Origin of the sequence: Deinococcus aquiradiocola (genome assembly GCF_014646915.1) — a bacterium.
GTDB classification, from domain to species: domain Bacteria; phylum Deinococcota; class Deinococci; order Deinococcales; family Deinococcaceae; genus Deinococcus; species Deinococcus aquiradiocola.
In genome coordinates, this window is sequence record NZ_BMOE01000001.1 from 424,189 (window position 1) to 450,355 (window position 26,167).

At 67.9% G+C, this 26,167-nt stretch carries 24 protein-coding genes; 8 read left to right on the top strand and 16 right to left on the bottom strand.

Annotated elements, in window-relative coordinates; genetic code table 11:
• Window positions 1-125 precede the first annotated feature (125 nt).
• On the top strand, window positions 126-1,343 hold the full coding sequence (locus tag IEY33_RS01940; protein WP_188960527.1) for an alanine--glyoxylate aminotransferase family protein: 1,218 nt from the start codon (window positions 126-128) through the stop codon (window positions 1,341-1,343).
• Window positions 1,344-1,404: 61 nt separating this feature from the next.
• Here IEY33_RS01940 and IEY33_RS01945 read toward each other — a convergent pair whose 3' ends face one another.
• The 3 genes from IEY33_RS01945 to IEY33_RS01955 all read right to left on the bottom strand — a co-directional run bounded on the left by IEY33_RS01945 (window position 1,405) and on the right by IEY33_RS01955 (window position 3,900).
• Entirely contained in the window at window positions 1,405-1,839 is a 435-nt protein-coding gene (locus tag IEY33_RS01945; RefSeq protein ID WP_188960528.1) for a universal stress protein, read from the bottom strand.
• A gap of 1 nt (window position 1,840) precedes the next feature.
• Window positions 1,841-3,310, bottom strand: a complete 1,470-nt coding sequence (locus IEY33_RS01950; RefSeq protein WP_188960529.1) for an APC family permease — start codon at window positions 3,308-3,310, stop codon at window positions 1,841-1,843.
• A 209-nt stretch (window positions 3,311-3,519) separates the two neighbouring features.
• Window positions 3,520-3,900, bottom strand: a complete 381-nt coding sequence (locus tag IEY33_RS01955) for an IPT/TIG domain-containing protein (RefSeq protein WP_188960530.1) — start codon at window positions 3,898-3,900, stop codon at window positions 3,520-3,522.
• 38 nt (window positions 3,901-3,938) lie between these two features.
• Between IEY33_RS01955 and IEY33_RS01960 the strand changes: the two genes are divergently transcribed.
• Window positions 3,939-4,880, top strand: a complete 942-nt coding sequence (locus tag IEY33_RS01960; RefSeq protein ID WP_188960531.1) for a diacylglycerol/lipid kinase family protein — start codon at window positions 3,939-3,941, stop codon at window positions 4,878-4,880.
• An 81-nt stretch (window positions 4,881-4,961) separates the two neighbouring features.
• Here IEY33_RS01960 and IEY33_RS01965 read toward each other — a convergent pair whose 3' ends face one another.
• Together IEY33_RS01965 and lnt are read right to left on the bottom strand one after the other, a co-directional pair.
• Window positions 4,962-5,807 carry a CBS domain-containing protein gene (locus IEY33_RS01965; RefSeq protein WP_188960532.1) on the bottom strand — a complete coding sequence of 282 codons (846 nt, stop codon included), beginning with the start codon at window positions 5,805-5,807 and terminating at the stop codon, window positions 4,962-4,964.
• A 289-nt stretch (window positions 5,808-6,096) separates the two neighbouring features.
• Window positions 6,097-7,569, bottom strand: a complete 1,473-nt coding sequence (lnt, locus tag IEY33_RS01970; RefSeq protein ID WP_229670679.1) for an apolipoprotein N-acyltransferase — start codon at window positions 7,567-7,569, stop codon at window positions 6,097-6,099.
• An 82-nt stretch (window positions 7,570-7,651) separates the two neighbouring features.
• On the opposite strand from lnt, the gene IEY33_RS01975 reads away from it, so the two are divergent.
• From IEY33_RS01975 to IEY33_RS01995, 5 genes are all read left to right on the top strand, one after another.
• Window positions 7,652-8,356 carry a metallophosphoesterase family protein gene (locus tag IEY33_RS01975; RefSeq protein WP_188960534.1) on the top strand — a complete coding sequence of 235 codons (705 nt, stop codon included), beginning with the start codon at window positions 7,652-7,654 and terminating at the stop codon, window positions 8,354-8,356.
• Between the two features lie 68 nt (window positions 8,357-8,424).
• Window positions 8,425-9,711 (top strand): histidine--tRNA ligase, encoded by a 1,287-nt coding sequence (hisS, locus tag IEY33_RS01980; protein ID WP_188960535.1) that lies wholly within the window; start codon window positions 8,425-8,427, stop codon window positions 9,709-9,711.
• A 91-nt stretch (window positions 9,712-9,802) separates the two neighbouring features.
• Window positions 9,803-11,548 carry an aspartate--tRNA ligase gene (aspS, locus tag IEY33_RS01985; RefSeq protein WP_188960536.1) on the top strand — a complete coding sequence of 582 codons (1,746 nt, stop codon included), beginning with the start codon at window positions 9,803-9,805 and terminating at the stop codon, window positions 11,546-11,548.
• A gap of 274 nt (window positions 11,549-11,822) precedes the next feature.
• The gene (gene asnS / locus IEY33_RS01990; RefSeq protein WP_188960537.1) at window positions 11,823-13,157 is read left to right on the top strand and encodes an asparagine--tRNA ligase; all 1,335 of its coding nucleotides are present in this window, start codon (window positions 11,823-11,825) and stop codon (window positions 13,155-13,157) included.
• Window positions 13,158-14,159: a hypothetical protein gene (locus IEY33_RS01995; RefSeq protein WP_188960538.1), complete on the top strand. Its 1,002-nt coding sequence runs from the start codon at window positions 13,158-13,160 to the stop codon at window positions 14,157-14,159.
• 81 nt (window positions 14,160-14,240) lie between these two features.
• On the opposite strand, the gene IEY33_RS02000 is transcribed toward IEY33_RS01995, so the two are convergent.
• The 5 genes from IEY33_RS02000 to IEY33_RS02020 all read right to left on the bottom strand — a co-directional run bounded on the left by IEY33_RS02000 (window position 14,241) and on the right by IEY33_RS02020 (window position 17,698).
• The gene (locus tag IEY33_RS02000; protein ID WP_188960539.1) at window positions 14,241-14,411 is read right to left on the bottom strand and encodes a hypothetical protein; all 171 of its coding nucleotides are present in this window, start codon (window positions 14,409-14,411) and stop codon (window positions 14,241-14,243) included.
• Between the two features lie 255 nt (window positions 14,412-14,666).
• Window positions 14,667-15,128: a divergent PAP2 family protein gene (locus IEY33_RS02005; protein ID WP_188960942.1), complete on the bottom strand. Its 462-nt coding sequence runs from the start codon at window positions 15,126-15,128 to the stop codon at window positions 14,667-14,669.
• Window positions 15,125-15,622 (bottom strand): transcription antitermination factor NusB, encoded by a 498-nt coding sequence (gene nusB, locus IEY33_RS02010; RefSeq protein WP_188960540.1) that lies wholly within the window; start codon window positions 15,620-15,622, stop codon window positions 15,125-15,127. The genes IEY33_RS02005 and nusB overlap by 4 nt, the downstream gene beginning before the upstream one ends.
• Window positions 15,619-15,984 (bottom strand): Asp23/Gls24 family envelope stress response protein, encoded by a 366-nt coding sequence (locus tag IEY33_RS02015; RefSeq protein WP_188960541.1) that lies wholly within the window; start codon window positions 15,982-15,984, stop codon window positions 15,619-15,621. The genes nusB and IEY33_RS02015 overlap by 4 nt, the downstream gene beginning before the upstream one ends.
• 199 nt (window positions 15,985-16,183) lie before the next feature.
• Window positions 16,184-17,698, bottom strand: coding sequence for a glycine--tRNA ligase (locus tag IEY33_RS02020; RefSeq protein WP_188960542.1), 1,515 nt, complete (start codon window positions 17,696-17,698; stop codon window positions 16,184-16,186).
• Window positions 17,699-18,043: 345 nt separating this feature from the next.
• Between IEY33_RS02020 and IEY33_RS02025 the strand changes: the two genes are divergently transcribed.
• On the top strand, window positions 18,044-19,099 hold the full coding sequence (locus IEY33_RS02025; RefSeq protein ID WP_188960543.1) for a M20/M25/M40 family metallo-hydrolase: 1,056 nt from the start codon (window positions 18,044-18,046) through the stop codon (window positions 19,097-19,099).
• Window positions 19,100-19,353: 254 nt separating this feature from the next.
• Here IEY33_RS02025 and IEY33_RS02030 read toward each other — a convergent pair whose 3' ends face one another.
• The 6 genes from IEY33_RS02030 to secG all read right to left on the bottom strand — a co-directional run bounded on the left by IEY33_RS02030 (window position 19,354) and on the right by secG (window position 26,071).
• Window positions 19,354-20,373, bottom strand: coding sequence for an ABC transporter ATP-binding protein (locus IEY33_RS02030; RefSeq protein WP_306415589.1), 1,020 nt, complete (start codon window positions 20,371-20,373; stop codon window positions 19,354-19,356).
• A 28-nt stretch (window positions 20,374-20,401) separates the two neighbouring features.
• On the bottom strand, window positions 20,402-21,478 hold the full coding sequence (locus tag IEY33_RS02035) for an ABC transporter ATP-binding protein (RefSeq protein ID WP_306415590.1): 1,077 nt from the start codon (window positions 21,476-21,478) through the stop codon (window positions 20,402-20,404).
• A gap of 181 nt (window positions 21,479-21,659) precedes the next feature.
• A complete protein-coding gene (locus IEY33_RS02040; RefSeq protein ID WP_188960544.1) occupies window positions 21,660-22,781 on the bottom strand; it encodes an ABC transporter permease in 1,122 nt (373 codons plus the stop codon).
• A 1-nt stretch (window position 22,782) separates the two neighbouring features.
• Window positions 22,783-23,763, bottom strand: coding sequence for an ABC transporter permease (locus IEY33_RS02045; protein WP_188960545.1), 981 nt, complete (start codon window positions 23,761-23,763; stop codon window positions 22,783-22,785).
• A gap of 70 nt (window positions 23,764-23,833) precedes the next feature.
• Window positions 23,834-25,588, bottom strand: a complete 1,755-nt coding sequence (locus tag IEY33_RS02050) for an ABC transporter substrate-binding protein (protein ID WP_188960546.1) — start codon at window positions 25,586-25,588, stop codon at window positions 23,834-23,836.
• Window positions 25,589-25,849: 261 nt separating this feature from the next.
• Window positions 25,850-26,071: a preprotein translocase subunit SecG gene (gene secG / locus IEY33_RS02055; protein WP_188960547.1), complete on the bottom strand. Its 222-nt coding sequence runs from the start codon at window positions 26,069-26,071 to the stop codon at window positions 25,850-25,852.
• Window positions 26,072-26,167: the final 96 nt, after the last annotated feature.

Genomic DNA, 26,167 nt, shown 5'->3' on the forward strand with positions numbered 1-26,167 from the left:
CAGAGGCACTCCACGCATCCCTGCTTGCCCCGAAATCTACCCTTTGCGCAATTTTCCTTCGTTGTCTCGGCATTTAGGAGGCTTGAACGCAATGATCGCCTTTTAAAGTGCTAGTATTCATGTCAATGTTGCCGACCTCGAAGAATGACCTGCCGAACGACCTCACGACGCTGCTCGGGGAACACCAGGCACACGTCCTGCTGACGCCCGGCCCCACGCCGATCCATCCGGACGCCACGCGCGCCTTCCTGCGCCCCATGCTGGGGCACATGGACCGCGAGGTGTTCGCCCTGAACGGCGAGATTCAGGCGGACCTGCGCGCCATGTACGGCACGGCGCCCGAGGCGTTCACGGCACTGCTCGCCGGGACGGGCAGTCTGGGGATGGAGGCGGGATTCGCGAACCTCGTCGAGCCGGGCGACGAGGTCCTCGTGTGCGCGAACGGGTCCTTCGGTCGCCGCATGGCCGAGATGGCGGCCCGCTACGGCGCGCGCGTGCGCCTCGTGACGGCGCCGCTCGGCGAGGCGATCGACCCGGCGGACGTGGCCGCTCACCTCGACGGTGTGCAGATGGTCGCCGTGGTGCACGGCGAGACGAGCACCGGCGTGCTGAACCCCGTCCCCAGAATCGCGGAGCTCGTGCGTGGCAGCGGCGCGCTCCTCACGGTGGACGCCGTCACGACCGCCGGCATGGAGCCCTTCCTGGCCGAGCAGTGGGGCGTGGACTACGCGTACACCGGCGCGCAGAAGTGCCTGTCGGCCCCTCCCGGCCTCGCGCCCGTCGCGGTGAGTGAGCGGGCCTTCGCGCGCTTCAGTGCGCGCCGCACGCCGAACCCCTCGTGGTACACGGACCTCGGCGGCCTGCGCGACTACTGGACGGACCACACATACCATCACACGGTTCCCGTGAACCTGCACTTCGCGTTCCACGCCGCGCTGCGCGCCGCCCTGCGTGAGGGCCTCGACGCGCGCGCCCTGCGCGTCCGTCAGATGGGGCAGGCGATCAGCGCGGCCCTCGCCCCGCTGGGCTTCACGCACTACGTGAAGCGCCCCGAGGACCGCCTGCCGACCGTGCTCGCCCTGCGTCTCCCGGAAGGCCTCGACGACGCGGGCATCCGCGGGCAGCTGCGCGACCGGAACATCAGCATCACGGGCGGCCTCGGGCCGACGGCGGGCCTGATCTGGCGTCTCGGGCTGATGGGGGAGGCCGCGAGGCCCGAACCGTACCGCGTGCTGCTCTCGAACCTGGAGGACCTGCTCGGCGAGCGCGGCATCGTGTCCCGCTTCGAGGACGCGCTCGTGCAGGTCGGCCTGACGCCCCAACCCGAACTCGCCCACGCCTGAGCAAGACGAAGGCGGGCCGCCCCGAACGTGGGCGGCCCGCCTTCCTGTCTCCGAACCCCCGTCAGTCGCGTTCTTCACGCACCAGCAGGACAGGCACGCTCGAACCGCGGACGACGCGCAGGGTCGTTCGGCTGATCGGCAGGCCGAGGATCGTCTCGCTGTGCGGCGTCATCACCACGAGGTCCGGGCGGTGGTCGTCGATCATCTTCAGGATGCCTCTGGACGGCACCATCTCCACGAGGTAACTCGTGGCGCGCACGCCCCTGCGTTCGGCGGCACTCACCACGCGCGCCAGCTGCTCCTGCGCGAGCTGCAGCTGCGTGTTCGTCTCCGTGACGGCCACGCCGCTCGCGGTGCGGTTCGCGCGCCGCTCCAGTTTCACGGCGCTCATCACGAGCACTTCCGCGCCGCACGCGGCCGCGAGGTCCAGCGCGTGCCGCGCGGCCGCGCGGCGGGACGGGTCGCCGTCCAGCGTGAGCAGGATGCGCCGGTACACGTCACACCCCCCCGGTGGTGGGAAGCGTGACGGGCGCGTCGTCGTACTCGATGGGGACGTGCACGTCCGGGCGTCCTTTCTTCACGAAGGTCCGCGTGATCAGGTACGCGACCGGTCCCGTGGCGAGCGCGCCGAGCGACGTCCACAGGAACGCCGTCCCGTCACTCTGGTACGTGCTGACGGCCGCCAGGATCAGGATCGCGGCAGGCGGCACGGCGATCAGGGCCGCGCCGACCGTGCCGCCCGGCACGCGGAACGGCCTGCGCATGCGCGGCTCCTTCACGCGCAGCGCGACGAGCGCCGCGAACTCCAGCAGCAGCGCCACACCGTACAGGATGACGGTCGTGACGAGCAGACTGTCGAAGGTGCCGGTCTCCAGCACGGCCAGCAGCACCGAGCACACGATGATCGCCACGTAGGGCGTGCCGTACCGCGGGTGCAGGCGCGTGATGGCGGGCGGCAGGTAATGGTCGGCGGCCAGCACGAACGGCAGCCGCGAAGACGACAGCAGCACCGCCGTGAACAGGCCCGCCGCGCTGAACAGCCCGCCGATGGCGACCCACACGCCCAGCCAGCGTCCGCCGATCAGGGCGGCAATGTCAGGCCACTTCCCGGCCTCCCATTTCGTCCAGTCGAAACCGCTCACGAGGCCCGACAGCAGCGGCACGAGGTACGCGACGATGACGAGCAGCACGCTGAACACCATCGCTTTCGGCAGGGTCTTCAGGGGATTGTCGATCTCGTCGAGGACGGTACTGATCCCGTCCCAGCCGAGGTAGTTGTACATCACTACGAACAGGCCCAGCCCGAACGCGGCGAGCGGCGACGTGCCGGTCGGCGTGACGGGCAGGTACACGGCATTCGGGTGCTGCAGGTACTTCACGAGCGCCAGGACGGCCATCACCACGAACGGCGCCAGCACGAGCGCCGCGAACAGCTTGGTGGAATCCCCGACCGTCTTCGCGCCCCGCACGTTGATGTACGCGAAGAACGCCGTCATGCCGATCGCGACCAGCCAGTGCGCGACGCGCGACGTGTCCAGCAGCGTGAAGTTGAACAGCTGTCCCAGCAGACTGCTCAGGTAATCCACGAACAGCACCGCGAAGCTCGACGTGATGACGATCCCGTACAGCCAGCTCGTCCACGCCTCCACGAAGCCCCAGAACGGCCCCAGGGCACGCTTCACCCACGCGTAGTACCCGCCCGCGACGGGCATCGCGGTGCTGAGTTCCGTCACCATCAGCACCGTCGGGATACTCCAGATGAACGGCGTCACGATCACCAGCAGGATCGCCATGCCGGGCGCCGACGCGCTCACCACGCCCTCCAGGCCGTACGCGCCGCCCGCCACGCAGAAGTAGATGACCATCACCACGGACCACAAGCCCAGCTTGGGTTTGACGACCTGCGGCGTCACAGCCTGAACGACCTGATCTGAATGCATCTGCACCTCGCTCACGTCCTGCACCATGACGACCTCCACGTGCGAAGGTCAGTTGACCGTGCCGCGCGTGCACGGCCCCGATACGACAAGGCCCCGGCATTCGTTCCGGGGCACGTCGTCCCGAGCAGCTTAGCAAATCATGAAGATCGGTGAGTGCCGGGTCGTCCAGTCAGGAGAACGTCAGGGGAACGGCCGGCAGGGAACCCCCACCGGCCGCACCAGGACACCGTCCCGGGTTACTGCACGACGCTGAACGGCAGCCCGGTGGAGCGCATGTCGCCCACCTGCACGAACAGCCAGCTGCCGCCCACGGGAGCGTTCGCCGGGACCGTGAACACGATCTGACTGTCCGTCCAGCTGACGATGGCGTTCGCGGGCAGCACGTACCCGCCCGCACCGCCGCTGTCCGCGCCGAGCACCACGCGCGCCGTGCTCGGCCCGCCCAGGTAACGGCCCTGCACGGTCACGTTCTGGCCACGCACACCCGCAGAAGACAGTTTGAAGAGGACAGGCGTGACCGTGATTCCGGCCACCGCCTGGGTCTGGGGAGCGCAGGACGTGAACCCCAGTCCAACCACGCCGGCGGTGAGTAAAGAAGTCAGGAAGAACACACGCATGGAAAAGCCTCCGTAATCGCAGTCTAATGGAGTTCAGAATGACTGGTCAAACTCCCCCCCCCACCATCAAGCGAATACTGGTCATCTTCAATCCCAAATCCGGCAGTGGCGACAACACCGTCCTGCAATGCGCCGCGAAACTCCGCGAGGCGGGATGCGACGTGCAGGAACGCGAGCTGGAAAAGGACATCCCCGTCACCGAGTACCTGAAGGACGTCCGGGCGTACGACACGGTCATCGCGGCCGGGGGAGACGGCACCGTCAGCAGCGTCGCGTACGCCATGCGGTACACGAACGTCCCGCTGCTCGCGTACCCGGCCGGAACCGCGAACCTCATCGCGCTGAACCTCGAACTGCCCGAAGATCCCTCCCGGCTCGCCGAGATCGTCCTCGCGGCACACGCCGTTCGCATCGACCTCGGCGAACTGAAGGTCGGCGACCAGACGCACGGCTTCGCCATGCTCGCCGGAGCGGGCGCCGACGCCAGCATGATCAGGGAAAGCGAGGAACTCAAACCGAAATTCGGGGCGCTCGCGTACGCCATGAGCGCCATGCGGCAGGTCAACCCAAAGAAGACCACCTTCCACATGACCGTCGACGGCGAGGAACGCAGCGCCGAAGGGATCGGCGTGATGATCGCGAACTTCGGGAAGGCGAATTTCGGGCTGCCCATCACCAGCGACATCAGCCCCAGCGACGGCAGGTTCACGGTCGTCGTCCTGCGTGCCGGGAACGTGTTCCAGCTCCTCCCGAACCTCATCGACAGCGTCCGCAGCAAACTGAACCTCGGGGACCCCATGTTCGGCAGCGGCAACATCGAGACCTTCGAAGCGACCGAGATCCACGTGCAGAGCGACGAACCGTTCCCGCTGCAGTACGACGGCGAACTGCACGTCGAGACGACGCCGTTCAGTGCCAAGGTCCTGCCGGGCGCCATCCGGTTCGTCACGCCCGCCCGGACCGCGACCCTCAAAACCTGACCCGTCACGCGGGCACGGGGAGACGGGGAGCGGTGGGGGAGTCCACGCCGCTCCCCGTGCCCATTTCCCTCACCCGCCGGATCAGGCCGGGTGGACCTTCAGCTGCCCCAGCAGCGCCCGCAGCACGTCACTGACCGTCAGCACGCCCAGCAGTCGGCCCGCGTCGTCCGTCACGGGCAGCCCGTACACGCCCGCCCGGCGCATGGCGACCACCGCGTCCCGGAGTGACATCCCCCCATGCACACCGACCGACTCGTGCCGCATCAGGTCCGCGACCCGCAACCCCTCCAGAAAGAACCGCTCGCCGAGCAGCGTCTCGCCGTGCCCGGACGACGCCCGCTCCAGCGCCGCGTGCAGGTCCATCTCGTGCAGCACGCCCTCCAGCCGACCATCATGCACGACCGGCAGCACCCTCAGCTTCGTGATCCGTAGCCGCGCCGCCGCGTCACGGACCGGCAAGTCCGGCGTGACCGTGATCGCCGGGGACGACATGTGCAGGTCCACCACGCCCCACGCCTCCGCCCGCGCGCCCAGCAGGGCCTGCAGCACGTCGCCGCGCGTCAGCATGCCCACCAGCACCCCGTCGTCGTTCAGGACCGGCAGGCCACCCACGCGCCGGTCCAGCATCACCCGCACCGCGTCCTCCAGCGCCGACTCCTCCAGCACCGTCAGCACCGGACGGCACATCACCTCCGACACCCGCACCATGCCCGCCCGGTACGTGAACTCCCACGGGCTCAGCCCGTCGTGCAGCGGCGGCAGGTTCCGGACCACCTCGGCCTGCGTGAGGAGCCCCACCAGTTCACCGTCCATCACGACCGGCAACCGGTTCACGTCCAGGGTCCGCATGGTGACGACCGCGTCCGGCAGGGACCGGTGCGGGTGGATGGTGACGGCCTGCGGGTGCATGGCATCCTTCACGAGCATGGCGTTCCTCCTGATGCGTGGCGTGACGCCCGCATGCCGTCAGGGTGCGCGCCACGCATTACGGGCGCGTTACGCTGCACGGCGTCCCGGAGGGCCTGAACGGGACGGACTCACAGGAGGGCCGTGAAGGCCCCGGCGAGCGTGGCCGAGGGGTACGGGAAGGGTCGCCGTGCAAGCCTGCGCCTGGGCGGGTCAGGTCCCACAGTGCCTCATTCGTACTAATACCTGTTAGTACGAATACTGAAGCATGAAAGAGGCGGCCCGAGGCCGCCCCGATCAGCCCCTCCACTCAGATGTTCGGGCGGCGCGACCGGCGTTCCCGCACGCCGGCCGCGCCGAGCAGCAGCAGCGCGAGCGTCAGCGCGGGCCAGTCCCCGAACGTCACGTACACGGTGCGGCCGTTCAGGACGCGGTACGTGACGTGCAGGGCGCCCGCACCCGCGCCGAGTGTCCGGACGGGGCGGCCGAGGTCGTCGATGCTGGCGGCGACGCCCTCGTTGACGCTGCGCAGCACCCAGCGGCGCGTCTCGATGGCGCGCATGCGGCCCATCTGGAAGTGTTGCGTGACGCCCCAGCCCTTGTACCAGCCGTCGTTGCTGATGTTCACGAGGACCTGCGCGCCGTTCAGGGTCAGCTGGCGCGGCACCCACGAGAAGATGCTGTCGTAGCAGATGTACGTGCCGTACAGGACGCCCTGCAGGGGGAGCGGCCGGGTGGATTGACCGATGGGCGGCGGGTCGAAGCGGAAGCCGAGGAGGTTGAACACCTGTTCCCAGACGGGCCTCAGGACGCCCGTCTCGAACGGGAAGTACTCGCCCATCGGGACGGGCTTGAGTTTGTCGTACGTGACGCTGCCCTGGCTGGTGCCGTCCCAGCTGACGGCGCTGTTGTTGGGGTACCTGTACACGCCGTAGATGCCGGGGCCGGGCACGCGGCCGAGGTCGGCCTGGTCGATGAGGGCCGTTTCGCTCCACACGACGATCTCTCCGGGTCGGGTGTCGGCGGACAGGGCGGTGAGCGTCTGGAACTGCTGTTCGGCGGTGAGGTTGCCGCTGGCCCGGCCGAAGGAGTCGAAGGCGCTGCGCAGCACGAGCGCCTGCCGGGTGGGACCGTCCTGCGCGGCGCGGGTCGTGCCGTACGCCCAGCTGCCCGCCCACAGGAGCGCGGCGATGACGGGGGCCGCGTAGCGGCGCAGGGCGAGGCTGACGAGGCTCGCGGCCGTGAACGTCACGAGGAACGTCAGGCCGAGCTTGCCCCACAGGTCGGCGGTCTGCGCGGCGGGCGTGGGGAGCAGCGTGTACCCCAGGTCCGACCACGGGAACGCGAGCGGGCCGAGCGTCCTCAGCCATTCGAGGACCACCCAGCCGCCCGCGAGCGCCCACACGCGCGCCAGCCGGTCACGGAACGCGCTGACCGCGACGAGCGCCATGACGGCATAGAACGCACCCTCCAGCAGGAACAGGGGGACGACGAGCGCCCCGCCGAACGGCAGGCCGGATAGGTCCGTCATGAAGCGCGTCAGCCAGGACAGCTGCACCGCGAAGTACGCGCTGGTGAGCCAGAACATGCGTCCGGCGACGTTGCGGGCCGACCCGCCGGACGCGACGAGCCACAGCGCGAGCGCGAGTGGGACGGGCGTGACGGCACTCCATGCGAGCGGCAGGCCGCACAGGGCGAGCAGGACGCCCGCGGCGATCACCGCGAGCAGGTGAGGCCAGGACACGCGGACGCGGGCACGGGAGGTCAGGGAGTTGCGGCGCACACGGTCACTGTAGCTGCCCGATTGGGGGGGAACGCCGGAATGCGCCACAGGACGCGGAAAGTTGCGGTACGCTGAGGCACCTGTGCGACTGGCGATACTGAGTGACATTCATGGAAATATTCACGCCCTGACGGCAGTGAAGCGCTTTCTGAGCGAACACGCCATCACGCAGGTGATCGTGCTGGGCGACCTGGTCGGGTACGGCGCGAGCCCCGGCCCGGTCATCGACTTCATCCGTCGTGAGGGCTGGATCACGGGCATGGGGTCCAGTGACGCGCGCGTCGCCCTGGATTTCCGCAGTCAGAACGACCGGCGCGGCGTGTCCGAGACGGTCCTCACGTGGACGCGCGAGAACCTCGCGCCGGAGCAGCTGGAGTTCCTGCGTCGCCTCCCGGCGGGCGGACGCGTGAACACCCCGGTGGGTCGCCTGCGGTACTTTCACGGTTCGCCGCACGACCCGGAGCAGCGCCTGGACCTGATGGCGCAGGACCGGGAGCTGGAGGCGCTGGCGGAGGGACTGGGCGCGCGCGTGATCGTTGTGGGCGGGACGCACGTGCCGTTCATGCGGCAGGTGGCGGACACGCTGTTCGTGGATCCCGGCTCGGTGGGCCTGTCCCTGAATCACGAGCCGGGCGCGGACGTCGCCATTCTGGAGTTGCAGGGCCTACGGCCGAAGGTGACGCTGCACAAGGTCCCGTACGATTTCCATTCGGCGGCGTTCGACATCATGGCGTGGAGTCTGCCGCCCGTGATCGCGGACGTGATCAAGACCGGCCGCATGGGCTAAGGTGCTGCGGGGCGGGTAGGCCGTCAGGCGGAGGGCGTGCGCTCTCCCCTGCTGATACACTCGGCCCCATGGCCATCCAGCGACCCAAAGGCACCCAGGATCACCTCCCGGACGGCAGTCCGAAACTCAGGCTCGACATCTCGGCGCGGGCGTTCCGTCACGTGACCGACACGGCGCGCACCGTGCTGGAGCGCGGCGGCGCGGCGTTCATCGCCACCCCCATCTTCGAGGAGGCGGAACTCGTCAAGCGCGGGGTGGGCGGCAGCACCGACATCGTCCGCAAGGAGATGTTCATGGTGCATTACTTCGGGGATCACGGCGGGTACGTGCTGCGCCCCGAGGGCACGGCGGGCATCGTGCGGGCCTTCATCGAGAACGGCCTGAAGCAGCTGCCGTCCCCGCTGAAGCTCTGGACGCACGGCCCGATGTTCCGCGCGGAGAACGTGCAGAAGGGCCGCCTGCGGCAGTTCCATCAGGTGGATTACGAGGTGCTCGGCAGCGCCGACCCGCTGGTGGACGCCGAGGCGATCTGGCTGATGGTGCAGGTCGTGGAGGCGCTCGGGCTGACGGGCGTGGGCGTGAAGCTCGGCAGTATCGGCGACCCGGAGGACCGCGACACGTACAACGCGTACCTGCGTGAACTGTTCACGCCGCACGCGGAGCGCCTCAGCGCGGACAGTCAGGACCGCCTGACCCGCAACCCCATGCGCATCCTGGACAGCAAGAGCAAGGAGGACCAGGCGATCATCGCGGAACTCGCGGTGAAGCCCATGCTGGACTTCCTGGGCACGGACGCGGAGGCGCACTTCGCGGCGGTCCGCGCGTACCTGGACGCGTGGGGCGTGGCGTACGAGGTGGACCCCAGCATCGTGCGCGGCCTGGACTACTACCGGCGCACGGCGTGGGAGCTGCACCACGCGCACATCGGCGCGAAGAGCGCCCTGGGCGGCGGCGGCCGCTACGACGGGCTGGCCGCGCAGCTGGGCGGGCAGGAGACGCCCGGCATCGGGTGGGCGTTCGGGGTGGAGCGCATCCTGCTCGCGATGGAGCAGGAAGGGCTGACCCTCCCGGCCCCGGACGGCCCGGTCGTGTACCTCGCGGCACTGGACGCCGGGCAGGTCCCGTCGGCCGCGCAGGCGGCCCTGTCGCTGCGGTCCGTGATGCGCGCCGAGTTCGGGCTGAAGGCGCAGAAGCCCGGCAACGCCTTCCGGGAAGCGGAACGCCGGGGCGCGCGCTACGCGGGCCTGATCGGGTCGGACGAGGCGGCAGCCGGGACGGTCGCCGTGAAGAACCTCGCGACGGGCGAACAGGTCAGCGTGAAGGTCGAGGCCCTCGCGGACGCCCTGACGCACTGACCCGCAGCGGGAAACGAGGCGGGCGGCCCGGAAGACGGGGTCGCCCGCCTGCCCGTGCCGACCGTGCGGCAAATGCTCTAAGCTGCGGCCCATGAAACGCACGCATTACGTCTCCGAACTCCGTCCCGAACACGCGGGACAGCAGGTCGTCCTTCAGGGCTGGGTGAACCGCGTCCGCGACTTCCCCGAACAGTACTTCGTGATTCTCCGCGACCGGACCGGCATCGCGCAGATCACCGTGGACAGCGACAACCCCGCCTACGCCGTGGCCGGCGAGCTGCGCGGCGAGTACGTCGTCGAGGTGACCGGCACCGTCCGCGAGCGCGGCGAGGCGCAACGCACCGACCAGTACCCGACGGGCGGTGTGGAAGTCATCCCGACGGAACTGCGTATCCTGAACCGCGCGACGACGCCCGCCTTCCAGGTAGACGGGTCGCCCGTCACGGTGTCCGAAGACATCCGCCTGAAGTTCCGGTACCTCGACCTGCGCCGCAAGGACATGCAGGACGTCCTGCGCCTGCGCAGCCGCGTGCAGGCCGAGATCACCCGGTACCTGGACCTGCAGGGCTTCGTGAACGTGGAGACGCCCATGCTCACGCGCAGCACCCCGGAAGGCGCGCGGGACTTCCTGGTCCCGAGCCGCCTGTCGCAGGGCGAGTTCTACGCCCTCCCGCAGAGCCCGCAGCTGTTCAAGCAGCTCCTGATGATCGCCGGCCTCGACCGGTACTACCAGTTTGCCCGCTGCTTCCGTGACGAGGACCTCCGCGCGGACCGCCAGCCGGACTTCACGCAGCTCGACATGGAGATGAGCTTCGTGGAACTGGACGACGTGCTGAACCTCAACGAGAGCCTGCTGCGCCACGTGTTCCGCGAGGTGATGGGCGAGGAGCTCCCCACGCCGTTCCCGCGCATCTCGTACCACGAGGCGATGGACCGATACGGGTCCGACAAGCCCGACCTGCGCTTCGGGCACGCGTTCACGGACGTGACGGACCTCTTCCGGGGCGGCGCGTTCCAGGCGTTCGCGGACGCTGGCGCCGTCAAGGTCATGGTCGCGCCGGACCTGACGCGCAAGCAGATCGACGAACTCGAACGCGTCGCCAAGCAGAACGGCGCGAAGGGCCTCGCGTGGGCGAAACGCGGCCCGGACGGCTTCACGGGCGGCGTCAGCAAGTTCCTCACGGACGCTGCCGCCGAACTCACCGCGCGGACCGGCGTGCAGGACGGCCAGACGCTCCTCTTCTCGGCAGGAGACTGGCGGCCCGCCGTCGAGGCACTCGGCGCGGTCCGGAACGCCCTGCGCGACCTGTTCGACCTCGCGAGCGGCGGGCCGCGCTTCCACATCAGCTGGGTGACGGACTTCCCGCAGCTCGACCAGGACCCCGACACCGGCACGTGGACGTACATGCACCACCCCTTCACCGCGCCGCACCCGGACGACCTCGCGCTGTTCGGCACGCCCCGCCAGGGCGAGATCCGCGCGCAGGCGTACGACCTCGTCCTGAACGGCTTCGAGGTCGGGGGCGGCAGCATCCGCATCCACCAGCCGGACGTGCAGGCCAAAATGTTCGCCGCCATCGGCTTCGACGAGGCGGCCGCCCGCGCCAAGTTCGGGTTCTTCATGGACGCCCTGGAGAGCGGCACCCCGCCGCACGGCGGGATCGCGTGGGGCTTCGACCGCCTCATCATGCTGATGAGCGGCGCCAGCAACATCCGCGAAGTGATCGCCTTCCCGAAGAACAACCGCGGCGTGGACCTCATGGCCCTCGCGCCCTCCACGGTGGACGACGCGCAACTCGCGGAAGTGGGTGTGCAGGTGCGCCTCCCGGCCGAGTGACACTCTTTTGCGCTGAACCCCCGGGATTCAGCCGAGCGAGATGAGGGGCAACGGGTACGGTTCCGCCGCAGTGGCACGGGCTGCGGGGAACCGGATCACGCCCGGGGTGGACGATGCTGGATGGGGGAATTCGTCTTCCCTGTTTTGCTGTGTCGGGCAAGTAAGTGAAAGTATTCACGATAAATCCGACTCGTGAACGAATTCTTTGTGCTGCCATGACGCACTTCCATCTGCCTGTTGGCCAGGACTACGCGCCCTCCTATACTTGTCCCCGATGACCACCATTGCAGACCTGAGCAACCACATCGGCCAGACCGTGACCCTGACGGCCTGGCTCACCGACCAGAGCGGCAAGGGCAAACTCCAGTTCCTGAAGCTGCGCGACGGGACCGGCTTCGTGCAGGCCACCGTCTTTAAGGCCGACGTGCCCGAGGAGATCTTCGAGGCCGCCAAGCGTCTGCGGCAGGAGCAGAGCCTGACCGTGACGGGCGAGGTTCGCGCCGACGAGCGCGCGCCGGGCGGCGTGGAACTCAGCGTCCGCGACCTCTCCCCCCTCGCGGACGTGGTCGGCGAGTACCCGATCACCCCGAAGGAGCACGGCATCGACTTCCTGATGGATCACCGGCACCTGTGGCTGCGTCACCGCCGCCCGTGGGCGATCCTGCGCGTGCGTGACGCCGTGCAGCGCGCCGTGACGGACTTCTTCCATGCGCAGGGCTTCATCCGCTTCGACTCGCCGTTCTTCACCCCGAACGCCGCCGAGGACACCACCGAACTCTTCGAGATCGACCTGTTCGGCGAGGACAAGGCGTACCTCTCTCAGACCGGGCAGCTGCACGCCGAGGCGGGCGCGCTCGCGTTCGGGAAGGTGTACACGTTCGGGCCGACCTTCCGCGCCGAGAAGAGCAAGACGCGCCGTCACCTGCTGGAATTCTGGATGATCGAGCCGGAAGTCGCGCCGAGCAGCCACGCGCAGAACATGGACCTGCAGGAAGCGTTCGTGAGCTTCCTCGTGCGCCGCGTGCTGGACGAGTGCCAGGAGGAACTGCGCGTGCTGGGCCGCGACACCGCGAAGCTCGCCGGGGCGGCGGAAGGCAACTACCCGCGCGTGCCGTACACCGAGGCGCTGGACATCATCCGCAAGCACATTGAGGACGGGGACCTGCCGCCGAACGTGCAGGCGGACGTGCAGCCCGTCGAGTGGGGTGACGACCTCGGCGCGCCGCACGAGACGATCCTCGGGTACCACTTCGACCGGCCCGTCATGATCGAGAAGTACCCGGCGGCCATCAAGGCGTTCTACATGCAGCCGGACCCGCAGGACCCGCGCGTGGCCCTGTGCGACGACATGATCGCGCCCGAAGGGTACGGCGAGATCATCGGCGGGTCGGAACGCATCCACGACTACATCCTGCTGCGAGAGCGCATCGAGGCGCAGGGCCTCCCGCTCGAGGCGTTCGAGTGGTACCTCGACCTGCGCCGGTACGGCAGCGTGCCGCACGCGGGCTTCGGAATGGGTCTGGAGCGCGTGATCGCGTGGCTGTGCGGCATCGACCACATCCGCGAGGCGATCCCCTTCCCGCGCATGCTGACCCGCATGTACCCCTGAGTGGCCGCCCGGGCCGCGTGGAACGTCCTGACCCTGCTGGCCTTCGTGCTGGCGGGCCTCGGCACGTACGTCTCCGCGCGGCTCGGCGCGTGGTGGACGCCCCTCGCGGCGCTCCCCGTGCTGGCCGCCTGCAGCTGGGGCTTCTACCGGCAGCGGTACGTATCGTGGCGGACCCTGGTCGGCTGGACGTACACGGGTGTCGCGCTCGGCACGCTCGGCGCGGTGGGGAGCGCCGCGTCGCCGTTCTGGCTGGCGGCCGCGCTCGTCCTGGCGACCGGCACGGTCCTACTGCTGCTGCCGGGTCTGATGAACGGCTGGGTGTGGACAGCGGCCCTGCTGCGCGCCCGGCCCGCCGGGTGGACGGACGCCGCCCCGCAGGACCGCGAGACGGTGCTGGCCGTATCGCCGTTCACGCTGCACGAGGTCGTCAAGGTCCGCGAGGTCCTGCAGGGCGGCATCGTGCAGCAGGAGGACCGCCGGGTGGACCGCCTGGAGATCCGCTACGGGGGCGACGCCGTGCACTCCGCACAGAAGGCCGCCGACCTGGAAGACTGGGTGCTGGCCCGCTACCGGCAGTACCGGCGCCTGCAGCGCCTGCCGCTCTCCCCGGACCTCGCCCCGACCCGCGAGGTGACGCGCGAGGAAGCGACGCGCCTCGACCCGTACGGCAGTGACGGCTGGCACGGCACGCGCGAACTGACGCGCGAGGAGGTGCTCGCCACCAGCCCCGTGCACCTCGACGTGACGTTCCTCGGGCAGCCCGGACCGTACCGCGCCGAGTACGCGCCCGGCACGCCCCGCCGCTTCACGTTCATGCAGGGCCGCGAGTACGACGAACTGCAGGACGACGACGTGCAGGAACGCGGCTGGATCGTGGAACGCGTGAACCTCGTCCTCACGGCGACGGGGCGCGTGCTCGGCAGCGAGCCCGACCTGGACGACGCGGAACGTGCGGTCCTGGCCCGCTACCGCGCGCAGCGGGAACGGCAACGCACCCCCTGAACGGCAGGCGGCAGCACGGGAACGCGGGAACACCTCTTCAGGGTTCCCGCGTTCCCGTGCACTTCCGGGTTGGGGCGGAGATCACGTCGCCTGCACCTGAGCGGAGGTGCGGCCGGGGCGTTCGTGGCGCAGCAGGCGCACGAGCCGGACGAGGAGGTTCGGGAGGCGCGGCACCTGTCGTTCGAGGGCCGCCTCCCTGCGAAGGTCGCGCAGATGGTCGAGCTGCGACTGCAGTTGAAGCTGATGATTCATGCGGTGCTCCTGGGGGGCGCGGGCCAGGGCGTCTCCCCGGCTGACTTCATGGTGCGCCCGCAGGGGGGCCGGGCGCATCGGCCGGGTGGCGGGCCGTGTCTGGCCGAATGGCTTAGATGGGCTGACAGACGACACGCTAATTGAATAGTTTCACGATAAATCCGGATCGTGAAACTTCTCCCTGTCACCTCAACAAGACAGAGAAGTGGCCCGTTCGGATACTCGAACGGGCCTCTCTCCCACGCGGCGGAACGCCTACGGAATCCAGCGGAACGCCACGAACCCCGCGAGCACACCCAGCAGGATCCCCACCGCGACCTCCAGGTACGTGTGCCCAAGCAGCACCCGCAGGGGCCTGGGCGCGAAGTTCTCCCGCACCACGGTCCGCAGTTCCTCCAGCAGCTCGTTGATCAGGCGCGCCTGCAGTCCGGATGAGCGGCGAACGCCGGTCGCGTCGTACATCACGATCATCGAGAACACCGCGCACGCCGCGAACAGCGGACTGCCGAGCCCCTGCGTGAGCGCCACGCCCGTGCTGAGCGCCACCACGAAGGCGCTGTGGCTGCTGGGCATGCCGCCCGTCTCCAGCATCCGTGCGGGCTCCCAGCGGCGCGTGAGCAGCAGGATCAGCAGGACCTTGAACACCTGCGCGAACAGCATCGCCAGCACCGACGACCACAGCCAGCGGTTCGTCAGCAGTTCCTGCCACGGGCTCAGAGCGGAACGTCTCCGGCCGCGTCCTGCTCCGCGCGGCGCTCGGCAGTCCGCGACAGGCCCGCCAGCACGCCGTTCACGAACTTGCCGGAATCGTCCCCGCCGTACTTGCGGGCGATCCGCACAGCCGACTCGATGACGGGCGGGTGCGGCGTGCCGAACCACACCATCTCCAGTGCCGCGAGCCGCATGACGTTCAGGTCCGTCTGCGCGAGCGTGTCGAAACTCCAGCCGCGAATGGTGCGGCGCAGCAGGTCGTCCACGTCGTTTCCGTGCCGCTCGAAGCCCTCCAGCAGCTCGCCCGCGAAACGCAGCGCGTCCTCGGACAGCTGCGCGTGCGTGTCGTCCCCGTCCCGCATGTTCGCCTCGGCGCGGTTGCGGGCCAGCGACAGCGGCATGTCACCCTGCGACGCCTCGAAAATCACCCGGAACGCGAACTCGCGCGCCGCGCGCCGATTCCCGACCGGTTGCGCGGCCTTCTCGCGGCGGCGCGTCACGACGGCCTCGTCTGGGTGGGCTGCGCGGGCGGCAGCAGCAGGCCCTGCACCGTCACGTTCACGGCCCGCACCTTCAGGCCCGTCATGAGCTCGATGTTCTCCGTCACGGCCCGCTGCACGGCCTGCGACACGCCCACGAGGTTCTTTCCGTACTCCACGTTCAGGCCGATCTCCACGCTGACGAACTGCCCGTCACGCGTGACCTTCAGCGCGCGCGGGCGGCGCGGACCGCTGCCGGGACGCACGCCGCCCAGCACCTCCGACGCCTTGATGGGCGCGGGCGCGATGTCCAGCCCCCCGATGCGGTCCACGGTGGTGGCGGCAATATCGATCAAAACAGTTTTGCTGATGTCCAGTTCCATGAAACCTCTCCGCTCGACCCAGCCTGAGCTGGGGTGAATGGACCCAGTGTAATACGGTTTCGCTCCGATTCCACGCCCATGCGGGAAAAACAGCGGGTCCCGCTCCACCTTCGCCGTACCGGCCTTCCGACCAGCTGCTGCCCGTTCCAGCAGACGGGGCGGTGACCCGCGCGGGCCGCCGCCCCGACCGCCCGGCCGGTCAGGCGAGGCCGCGACGCACCCAGTCGCTCAGGTCCGCGATCTTCACGCGCTCCTGCGCCAGCGTGTCGCGGTCACGGACGGTCACGGTGTCCACCAGCGAAGCGTCCTCCCCCTTCCCGACCGTGTCGAAGTCCACCGTCACGCAGAACGGCGTGCCGACCTCGTCGTGACGGCGGTACGCCTTGCCGATGTTGCCGCTGTCCTCGTACAGCACGCGGCCCAGACCGAGCGCCTGCAGCTGCGCCTTGACGGCCTTCGCGACCGTCGTGATCTCCTCGCGGTTCCGGGCGAGCGGAATGACCGCCACCTTGATCGGCGCGAGGTGCGGGCGGAGCTTCAGCACGATGCGCTCGCTGCCGTTCTCCAGGACCTCCTTCGTGAACGCCTCGCTGAGCACCGCCAGCATCGCGCGGTCCACGCCCGCCGACGGCTCGATCACGAACGGCACGACCGGCTTGTTCGTGTCCGGGTGCGGAATGGTGAGCTTCGCGACGCTGTCGTTGTTCTCCGACACCTTCGCCACGAGGCCCAGTTCCGCCTGATTCTTGGTGTGGCTGCCGAGGTCGTAATCGCTGCGGTTCGCGATGCCCTCGATCTCCTCGTGCCCCAGCGTGGGGTAGTCGTACATCAGGTCGTACGTGCGCTTGCTGTAGTGCGCGAGGTCCTCTTTCGGCACGTCCAGGATCTCGATCTTGCTGCGCGGCACGCCCTGCGCCTCCCACCAGCTCAGGCGCCGCTCCAGCCAGTGCTCGTGCCACTCCTCGTCCGTGCCGGGCACGCAGAAGTACTCGATCTCCATCTGCTCCAGTTCACGCACCCGGAAGATGAAGTTGCGGGGCGTGATCTCGTTCCGGAACGCCTTCCCGATCTGCGCGATGCCGAACGGCAGGCGGCGGCTGGTGCTGTCCACCACGTTCTTGAAGTTCGTGAAGATGCCCTGCGCCGTCTCCGGGCGCAGGTAACCGTAGCTCTCGTCGTCCGCGACCGGGCCGATCGTCGTCTTGAACATCATGTTGAACGGCTTGGGTTCCGTCCAGTCGCCGACCTCGCCGGAAAACGCGTCACGCACGCCCGCCGCCTTCAGCGCCTCGCTCGCCTGCGCGGGGCTGGCGTTCAGCGCCGCGATCAGCGCGGGGAAGTTCGCGGCGTCCACGTTCATGATCTCGGCGATCTTCTGCACGACGGCGTCCTTCTGGTCCTTGACGAGGTGATCCAGACGGTAGCGTTTGTTGTTCTTCCTGTTGTCGACCATCGGGTCGCTGAACGTCGCCTCGTGCCCGCTGTGACGCAGCACCAGGCGGTGCATGATGATGCTGGCGTCCAAGCCCTCCATGTCGTCGCGCTCGTAGATGTTCGCGCGCCACCACGCGGCCTTGATGTTGTTCTTCAGCTCGACGCCCAGCGGACCGTAATCCCAGAAGCCCTGCAGACCACCGTAGATCTCGGACCCCTGGAAGATGAAGCCGCGGCGCTTGCACAGGCTGACGAGTTCTTCCATGTTTTGTGCTGGCATACGGACCCTCCTTGGCCCGCCGCCAGGGAACGAAACGCCCCAGGCGAACGGGTCGCCTGGGGACGCGGGATCGCCCGCGCGGTTCCACCCCAGTTCCGGTCACGGGCCGTCTGCCCGGCGCCCGGCACTTTCTTGAAACGATGCTCCCCGCTGCCTTCCCGGCGCGCCACCCGCCTGACTCCCACCGTCTCAGGCTCGCTCGTGAGTGCGTTCAGCCGGTACTCCTGCGGTTCAACGCTCCCCCATTGTGGTCCGGCCCGCCCGCACGGTCAAGCGGTCCCGCCCGCATGCGAAACTGCTACCCCCACAGCGGTGAACGGCTCCGGAACTTGATAGACTCCCACGGTGAATCTAGATTTCTTCAAGTCGCTGCTGACCGCCGCCGCACCCAGCGGGTACGAAGCCCGCGCCGCCCAGGTCTGGAAGGCCGAAGCGGAAACCTTCGCGGACCGCGTGCACGAGGACCACTACGGCAACGTGTACGCCGAGATCAACCCGCCCGCCGAAGGTGAGGGCCGCCCCATCGCGCTCATGGGTCACCTCGACGAGATCGGCCTGATGGTGTCGCACATCGACGACAAGGGCATGATCGCGTTCCTGGGCATCGGCGGCTGGGACCCGCAGGTGCTCGTCGGGCAGCGCATCCGCCTGCTCGCCGAGGAAGGCGACATCCTCGGCGTGATCGGCAAGAAGGCCATCCACGTCATGGAGGGCGACGAGCGCAGCAAGGCCAGCAAGCTCGAAGACCTGTGGATCGACACGGCCCTCGACATCGACGAAGTCAGGCGCCGCATCCCGGTCGGCACGGTCGGCGTGATCGAGCAGCCGCCCATCGAACAGAACGGGCACCTGATCAGCAAGGCCATCGACAACCGCGCGGGCGCGTACATCGTGCTCGAAGCGCTGCGCGCCATGAAGGCCGCGGGCGTCAGGGCGCACGTCGTCGCGGTCGGCACGTCGCAGGAAGAGATCGGCTGCTTCGGCGCGCAGGTGAGCGGCTACCGCCTGAACCCCGTCGCGGGCGTCGTCGTGGACGTCACGCACGAGACGACGCAGCCGGGCGTCAGCGAGAAGAAGTACGGCGTCGCCCCGTTCGGCAGCGGCGCGAACCTCGCCGTGGGCGCCATGGTGAGCCCCGTCATCCTGCGCCAGATGCAGGCTGTCGCCAAGGCCCGCGAGATCCCCACCACGCTCTCCGCCAACCCCCGCTACACCGGCACCGACAACGACTCCCTCGCCCTGGTGCGCGCGGGCGTCCCGACGGCCGTCGTCAGCATCCCCAACCGCTACATGCACTCCCCCAGCGAGATGGTGAAACTCTCCGACGTGCAGGCCTGCGTGGACATCATCGCGGGCTGGGCCGAGAGCCTCAGCGGCGAGCAGGACTACACCCGCCGCTGATTCCGGCAGGTTCGGCGCTGCGGTCGGGTCGTTCGCATCGGCGACCGCTCGACCGGAGCGCTTTTTACGTCGTGTTCAGACGTGTTTTCAGGAGTCCCAGGCTGTTCGTATAAAATAGAAGAGCGTCTTCAGAACAAACATTCACGCCATGCCGCTCGGCAACCCACGTGGCGCACGCCTGCCGACCTCGCCGCGCCCAACAGAGAAAACTCCCCGCACGTCTGACCGTGCGGGGAGTGCCGTTCAATCCGGCTTCAGAGGATGTCGTCGCGGATGCAGGCCTTGAAGTGGCCGGGCGTCACCTCACGCAGTTCCGGTTCGACCTGCGCGCACTCCGCGATGGCGTAGCGGCAGCGGGTGCGGAACACGCAGCCGCTCGGCGGGTTGATCGGGCTGGGGATGTCCCCTTCCAGGATGATGCGCTGGCGTTTCACGGTCGGGTCGGGGATCGGCGCGGCCGAGAGGAGCGCCTCGGTGTACGGGTGCTTGGGGTTGCGGTTCAGTTCGCGGCTCGGGGCGATCTCCATGATCTTGCCGAGGTACATCACGATGATGCGGTCGCAGATGTACTCCACGACGGCGAGGTCGTGCGCGATGAACAGCACCGTCAGGCCCAGTTCCTCCTGCAGGTCCTGCAGCAGGTTCACGACCTGCGCCTGGATGGACACGTCGAGCGCCGAGGTGGGCTCGTCGGCCACGATGAAGGCCGGGTCGACGGCGAGGGCGCGCGCGATGCCGATACGCTGGCGCTGACCGCCGGAGAACTCGTGCGGGTAGCGGCCCATGTTCTCGGGGCGCAGACCGACCTTGGTCAGGAGTTCCGCGATGCGGTCCACGCGGCCCTTGCCGGGGTGCAGGTTGTGGATCTGCAGGGCCTCACCGATGATCTCGGAGACGGTCATGCGGGGGTTCAGGGACGCGAAGGGGTCCTGGAAGATGACCTGCATCTCGCGGCGGTAGTCGCGCAGTTCGTTCTTGCCGATCCTGGTGATGTCGGTGCCGTTGAAGATCACCTGACCGCCGGTCGGTTCGAGGAGGCGCAGGATGGTGCGGCCCATGACGGTCTTGCCGGAGCCGGACTCGCCGACCACGCCGACCACCTCGCCGCGGTTCAGCTTGAAGCTGACGCGGTCCACGGCCTGCACGTTCGCGACGACGCGGGACAGCAGGCCGCCACGGATCGGGAAGAACTTCTGGAGCTTGTTGACTTCCAGCAGCGTCTCGCCCATGGCGGGCAGGGGCTTGCGGCTGGTCTTCTCTGCGGCGGCGGTCATGCGTTCACCTCGGTGCGGGCGGGGCGGGTCATGCCTTCACCTCGCTGAATTCGCGCCAGCGGATGCAGCGGCTCATGTGGCCGGCACCCGTGTCTTCCAGGGCCGGGACGGCCTTGCTGCATTCGGGGACCGCGAACTTGCAGCGCGGCTCGAAGGCGCAGCCGCTCGGGAGGTTGAGGGGGTTGGGGACGTTGCCGGGAATGGCTTCGAGGCGTTCCTTGCGGACGCCGGGCACGGCGGCATGATCGACGCGCGGCATGCTGTTCAGCAGGCCCATGGTGTAGGGGTGCTTGGGCGCGCGGAAGATGTCGAGCACCTCGCCTTCCTCGACGACGCGGCCGCCGTACATCACGACGACGCGGTCGGCCATCTCGGCGACGACGCCGAGGTTGTGCGTGATGAACAGGATGCTCATGCCGATCTCGGCCTGCAGTTTGCGCATCAGGTCGAGAATCTGCGCCTGGATGGTCACGTCGAGCGCGGTGGTGGGTTCGTCCGCGACGAGCAGGGCGGGGTTGCAGGAGAGCGCCATGGCGATCATGACGCGCTGGCGCATGCCGCCGGACATCTGGTGCGGGTACTCGTTCACGCGTTTACGCGCGGCGGGAATGCCGACGAGTTCCAGCATCTGCGCGGCGACCTCCATGCCTTCCTTGCGGTTCTTGCCCTGGTGGAGCATGACGGCCTCGGCGATCTGGTCGCCGACGGTGTACACCGGGTTGAGGCTCGTCATGGGTTCCTGGAAGATCATGCTGATGTCGTTGCCGCGGATCTTGCGCATCTCGGCTTCGCTGGCGGTGACGAGGTTCTTCTGCACGCCGTCCTTGCCGCGGAAGAGGATCTCGCCCTCCACGATCTTGCCGGGCGGCATGGCGATCAGGCGCATGATGCTGAGGCTGGTGACGCTCTTGCCGGAGCCGGACTCGCCCACCACGGCGAGCGTCTCGCCGCGCTGGATGTGGAAGGTCACGCCGTCCACGCTCTTCACGACGCCCTCGTCGGTGTAGAAGTACGTCTTGAGGCCCTTGACGTCGAGGAGCACCTCGGCGTTCTTGTTGATGTCGCTGCGGCTCATGGCCGGAATACTGGATTCACTGTGGGTCATTCACCCTCCCTGTAGGTACTGCTCCCGGTCCGGCATCGGACGGCTTGTCCGCGTTGGCCGGCGTCCGGACTCGGTCAGGCCGGGGGGCCTCAACCACAAAACATTGGGCGCATGATATCAGGATTGTGCGCTGCGTTAAGGTACTGGCGGGCCGCTCGCGTATCGACCGGCCCGCCGTGCGTCACTGCCGTTTGCGCGGGTCGAAGGCGTCGCGCAGCCCGTCGCCGAGCAGCTGGTAGCACATGACGGTGAACACGATGAAGAAGCCGGGGATGAGCATCCAGGGCCGGTCGGTGATGCTGGCGATGCCGCCGTCCTGCGTCTGGTTGAGGAGCGTGCCCCAGCTGACGTACGGTTCGACCGCGCCGATCCCGAGGAAGCTCAGGCCGCTCTCGGTGAGGATGGTGCCGGGAATGGCGAGGCTGAGCGTCACGATCAGGTAGCTGGTCATGCTGGGAATCATGTGGCGCAGCATGATGCGCGACTGCGACGAGCCGAGCGAGTACGCGGCCGTCACGTAGTCCTGCTCGCGCACGGACAGCAGCTGGCTGCGCACGGTGCGGGCGAGGCCGCCCCAGCTGATGAACGCCAGGATCACGAGCAGCAGGAACAGCACGAGGATCGGGTTGGCGTCCTGCGGGAACAGGGAGCGCAGCAGGATCAGCAGGAACAGGTACGGGATGGCCGAGATGACCTCCACGAGGCGGTTGATGACGTTGTCCACCCAGCCGCCGAAGAACGCGGCGAGGGCGCCCATCACGACGCCGATGATCGTGCTGATGAACACGGCGAGCACGCCGATGCTCAGCGAGATCTGCGAGGCGTACATGGTGCGCGTGAACAGGTCGCGGCCCAGGCCCTCGGCCCCCCACAGGAACACCTTGCAGTCGGGATTGCCGGTCCCGAAGAGGTGGAGGTTGCCGGGAATGCCGAGGATGCGGTACGTGTCGCCGCGCACGAAGAGCCGCACCGGGCAGCGTTCGCCGGTCGGCCGGAATTCCTGCAGGAAGGTGTCGGGGTTCATGGTCTGCGCGAACTTGTCCACGAAGAGTCCGTACCTGCCGGTTTTGGGGTCGCGGATGTGCAGCGGGGTGGGTTCGTGGTAGCGGGTGGTGGCGGTGGTGCTGTAGTTGCTGAGGCCGTCCGGCGCGATGAACGGCGCGAAGATCGCCATGACGTACAGCAGGATGATGAAGATGCCGCCGATGGTGGCGAGGCGGTTCTTGCGGAACTGCCCCCACGCGACCTGCATCTGGCTCTGGGCGCGGGCGTTCGTTTTGGGGGGTGCGGGGATGGCTGTCATGTCAGTTGAACCTGATGCGCGGGTCGATGACCGCGAGCAGAATGTCGCTGATCGCGTTGCCGATGAACAGCAGCACCATCGGGAGGATCGAGAAGGCCGCGACGAGGTAGAAGTCCTGGGAGGCGATGGCGTCCAGCAGCATGGGCGTGATGCCGGGGTACGCGAACACCACCTCCACGAAGCCCGCCCCGCCGATCAGGGTGGGGAGCAGACCGCCGATGCCGGCCACGAAGGGAATGATGGCGTTGCGCAGCGTGTGCTTGTACACGACGCTGAATTCGGGCACGCCCTTGCTGCGGGCGGTCCGGACGAAGTCGCCGCGCAGGTACTCCAGCATCTGGCCGCGCAGGACGCGCGTGAAGCCCGCCACGTCGCCCACGGCGAGCACGAGGCCCGGAATGATCAGGTGCTTGAGGGTGTCCCAGATCTTGCCGAGGGCGCTCATCTGATCGTAGCCGTCGCTGGTCATGCCGATCATGGGGATGTTCCAGCCGGTCGCCTGACGCAGCTTCAGGATGCCGAAGATGGTGAGCAGCGCGATGAAGAAGCTGGGGAAGCCGAGCAGGAAGTAGAACACGACGCCGCTGACGCGGTCGCCGATGCTGTACTGCCGGACCGCGCCGTACACGCCGAGCGGGATGCTGATGGCGTAGAACAGCACGAGGTACACGAGCACCAGCTTGATGGAGTTCACGACGCGCGGCCACGCGACGTCCAGCACCGGCTGCGTGTAGCTGAAGCTGAGGCCCAGGTTGCCGTGCAGGAGGTTCCAGAGCCACTGGAAGTACTGCTGCCACGCGGGTTTGTTCAGGCCGAACTGCGCGGCGAGGTTATCGAGCTGCTGCTGACTGATGCCGGGGTTGAGCTTGGCGGGCGTGAGGAAGTCGCCGGGCGCCAGCTGGATGATCGCGAACACCAGGATGGTGGCGAGCAGGAAGGTGGGCAGGAGGTTCAGGAGTCGTCTGAGCAGAAAGGTGAACATGGGTGCTCCGGGGGCTTCAAGGACAGAGGGCAGCCCGCGATTGCAGGCCACCCCCAGCCGAGATGCGTCGTTACTTGATGAAGGTGGTCACGACGTTACGGGACCCGTAGTAGCTGTCCATCTGGTTGCGGGGGAACTGGCCGCCCAGGCGGTTGTTGTACGTGACGTGGTAGCTGCCGCCCACGAGGTACACCACGGGCTGCAGTTCGGCCTCGGTCTTGAGGAGCTGCGCGCCGATCTTCTGGCGGGCCGCCTGGTCCACGGTGCTGTCGCCCTGGAAGAAGAGTTTCGTCATCAGCTGTTCCTGGCTGGTGAGGCAGTCGCCCTTGGTGGGGTTGTTGTAGCTGTGCAGGTTGCCGCCGCAGGGGACGGTGTTGCTGCCGAAAGGCCAGATGTTGTCGCCGCCGCTCAGGCCGAGCAGGATGGCGTCGAAGGGACGGCTCTCGCCCTTGCTGGTCAGCTGGCCGACGAGGACGTTGAAGTCGATGGGCGTGAAGTTGACCTTGACGCCGACCTTCTTGGCCTCGTCTGCGAAGATGCGGCCGAGCTGTTCACGGACGGTGTTGCCGGAGTTGGTGGCGAGCGTGAACTCCAGCTTCTGGCCCTGCGCGTTCACGAGGATGCCGTCGCTGCCCTTCTTGGTGAAGCCCATCTGCGCGAGGAGCTTGGTGGCGCCCGCGAGGTTGTAGGGGTACTTGGGCGCGGCGTCGTTGATGTAGTTCTTGAAGACCGGGTACACGCTGTAGTACGTGGGGTTGCCCAGGCCGCCCAGCGCGAGCTGGACCATGGCCTCGCGGTTGGCGACCATGCTCATGGCGCGGCGGAAACGCACGTCGCGGAACAGCTTCTGCTTGAAGGGGCTGTCGGCCTTGTTCCAGTTGAAGGTGATCCACTGGCTGGTCGCGGCGGGCGACACGTTGGCGAGCTCGGTGGCCTTGAGGGTCCCGGCGTCGATGGCCTTCTTGATCTGCGCGAGGTCGTCGGCGTTGCGGGGCCCGTATACGTCGAGTTCACCGGCGAGGTAGGAGGCGAGCGAGGCGTTCAGGTCCTTGACGATCTTGAGGGTGACGGTGTCGAGGTACGGCAGGGCCGCGCCCGCACTGTCCTTGTTCCACTCGCCGAAGTTCGCGTTGCGTTTCAGCACGGCGCGCTGACCGGCCGAGTAGCTCTGGAGGGTGAAGGCGCCCGCCGTGACGACGTCGGAAGGGTTGACGTTCAGGCCCCAGAGTTTCTTGACGGCTTCGGCGCCGCCGGCCGAGTAGGCCTTGCCGAAGACGTGGTCGGGCCAGGGGGTGTAGCTCATGGTGACGTAGGCCGTCGCGCTCTGCTGCGGGAAGTCGAACTGCAGGGTGTAGTTGTCGAGCTTCTTGACGGTGATGGGCTTGTCGTTGATGAAGAAGCTGTCGTAGCTGTTGCTGCCGACCTTGTCGTCCGTGTGGATCTTCCAGGTGGTGACCCAGTCGTCGGCGGTGATGGCCTGGCCGTCGCTGAACTTCATGCCCTGGCGGATCTTGACGACGAAGCGCTTGCCGTTGTTGCTCACGACGGGCATGCCTTCGGCCATGTCCGGGATGAAGCTGTCGTCGGTCTGGTCCTGCGTGAACAGGCCTGCGCCGAGGCTCATCCAGTAGTTCGGGATGCTGCGGGCCTCGGCGGAGGTGAAGGGGTTGATGGTCTTGTAGTCGCTGATCGTGGATTCGCGGTAGTCGCCGCCCTTCTTGGCGGCGCTCGCGGGATCGGCGCTCCACTTGGCAGGCCAGACGAACGGGGCAGCCATGCTGCTGCCGAGGGTCAGGGCAGCGGCGAGCATCAGAATCTTCTTCATCGGTGTTCCTCCTGGTCTGTGTATACGAAAACCACCTCAGCGGGTCCGGAGGATGTCCGGGCGTCTGAATGTCTGACAGGTGTTCGGGATACCAGCGAGGGTCACTATAAAGAGTCCATAAAAGCGGGTCAAGCGCGTGTCAGGCGCGATTCACGCACCCTCATGAGAATCGTGGCAGCTGCATAGAAATACGATCTCAATAATTACAAATGCAAAGGCCGCTCCCCGGAAACCGGGAAACGGCCCTCACAGCGCCTGAACTCAGCGCGACAGAACGTCAATCAGCAGCGCCAGCAGCATGAACAGCCCGCCCAGCACACTGCTGATCCGGACCAGACCACCCTCCACGCCGCGCCCGCCGAACAGATCGCCGCCGCCGCCCAGGCTGGAGCTGAGCCCCGCCTGCTTCGGCACCTGCAACAGCACGAAGAAGATCAGCGCGACGGACACGAGGGCGAACATGATGATGAAGATGGTCAGCATGGGTAGGTTCCTTTGGTGGGGCGCGGCAGCCAAATCATGGATCTGCCGACTGCATTCGGTGAGGCGTCTCTGGTTGCCCTTGGCCGGTCGGCGAAG

Excerpts from the sequence above, each read along its gene's own strand:
- IEY33_RS01955 (WP_188960530.1), bottom strand. The coding sequence starts at position 3,900 with ATGCGTGTGTTCTTCCTGACTTCTTTACTCACCGCCGGCGTGGTTGGA.
- secG (WP_188960547.1), bottom strand. The coding sequence starts at position 26,071 with ATGCTGACCATCTTCATCATCATGTTCGCCCTCGTGTCCGTCGCGCTG.
- hisS (WP_188960535.1), top strand. The coding sequence starts at position 8,425 with ATGGCCATCCAGCGACCCAAAGGCACCCAGGATCACCTCCCGGACGGC.
- IEY33_RS02040 (WP_188960544.1), bottom strand. The coding sequence starts at position 22,781 with ATGACAGCCATCCCCGCACCCCCCAAAACGAACGCCCGCGCCCAGAGC.
- aspS (WP_188960536.1), top strand. The coding sequence starts at position 9,803 with ATGAAACGCACGCATTACGTCTCCGAACTCCGTCCCGAACACGCGGGA.
- IEY33_RS02045 (WP_188960545.1), bottom strand. The coding sequence starts at position 23,763 with ATGTTCACCTTTCTGCTCAGACGACTCCTGAACCTCCTGCCCACCTTC.
- IEY33_RS01940 (WP_188960527.1), top strand. The coding sequence starts at position 126 with ATGTTGCCGACCTCGAAGAATGACCTGCCGAACGACCTCACGACGCTG.
- IEY33_RS02015 (WP_188960541.1), bottom strand. The coding sequence starts at position 15,984 with ATGGAACTGGACATCAGCAAAACTGTTTTGATCGATATTGCCGCCACC.
- IEY33_RS02035 (WP_306415590.1), bottom strand. The coding sequence starts at position 21,478 with ATGACCCACAGTGAATCCAGTATTCCGGCCATGAGCCGCAGCGACATC.
- IEY33_RS01965 (WP_188960532.1), bottom strand. The coding sequence starts at position 5,807 with ATGCTCGTGAAGGATGCCATGCACCCGCAGGCCGTCACCATCCACCCG.
- IEY33_RS02030 (WP_306415589.1), bottom strand. The coding sequence starts at position 20,373 with ATGACCGCCGCCGCAGAGAAGACCAGCCGCAAGCCCCTGCCCGCCATG.
- IEY33_RS02000 (WP_188960539.1), bottom strand. The coding sequence starts at position 14,411 with ATGAATCATCAGCTTCAACTGCAGTCGCAGCTCGACCATCTGCGCGAC.
- IEY33_RS01960 (WP_188960531.1), top strand. The coding sequence starts at position 3,939 with ATGACTGGTCAAACTCCCCCCCCCACCATCAAGCGAATACTGGTCATC.
- asnS (WP_188960537.1), top strand. The coding sequence starts at position 11,823 with ATGACCACCATTGCAGACCTGAGCAACCACATCGGCCAGACCGTGACC.
- IEY33_RS02050 (WP_188960546.1), bottom strand. The coding sequence starts at position 25,588 with ATGAAGAAGATTCTGATGCTCGCCGCTGCCCTGACCCTCGGCAGCAGC.
- IEY33_RS02020 (WP_188960542.1), bottom strand. The coding sequence starts at position 17,698 with ATGCCAGCACAAAACATGGAAGAACTCGTCAGCCTGTGCAAGCGCCGC.
- IEY33_RS01950 (WP_188960529.1), bottom strand. The coding sequence starts at position 3,310 with ATGGTGCAGGACGTGAGCGAGGTGCAGATGCATTCAGATCAGGTCGTT.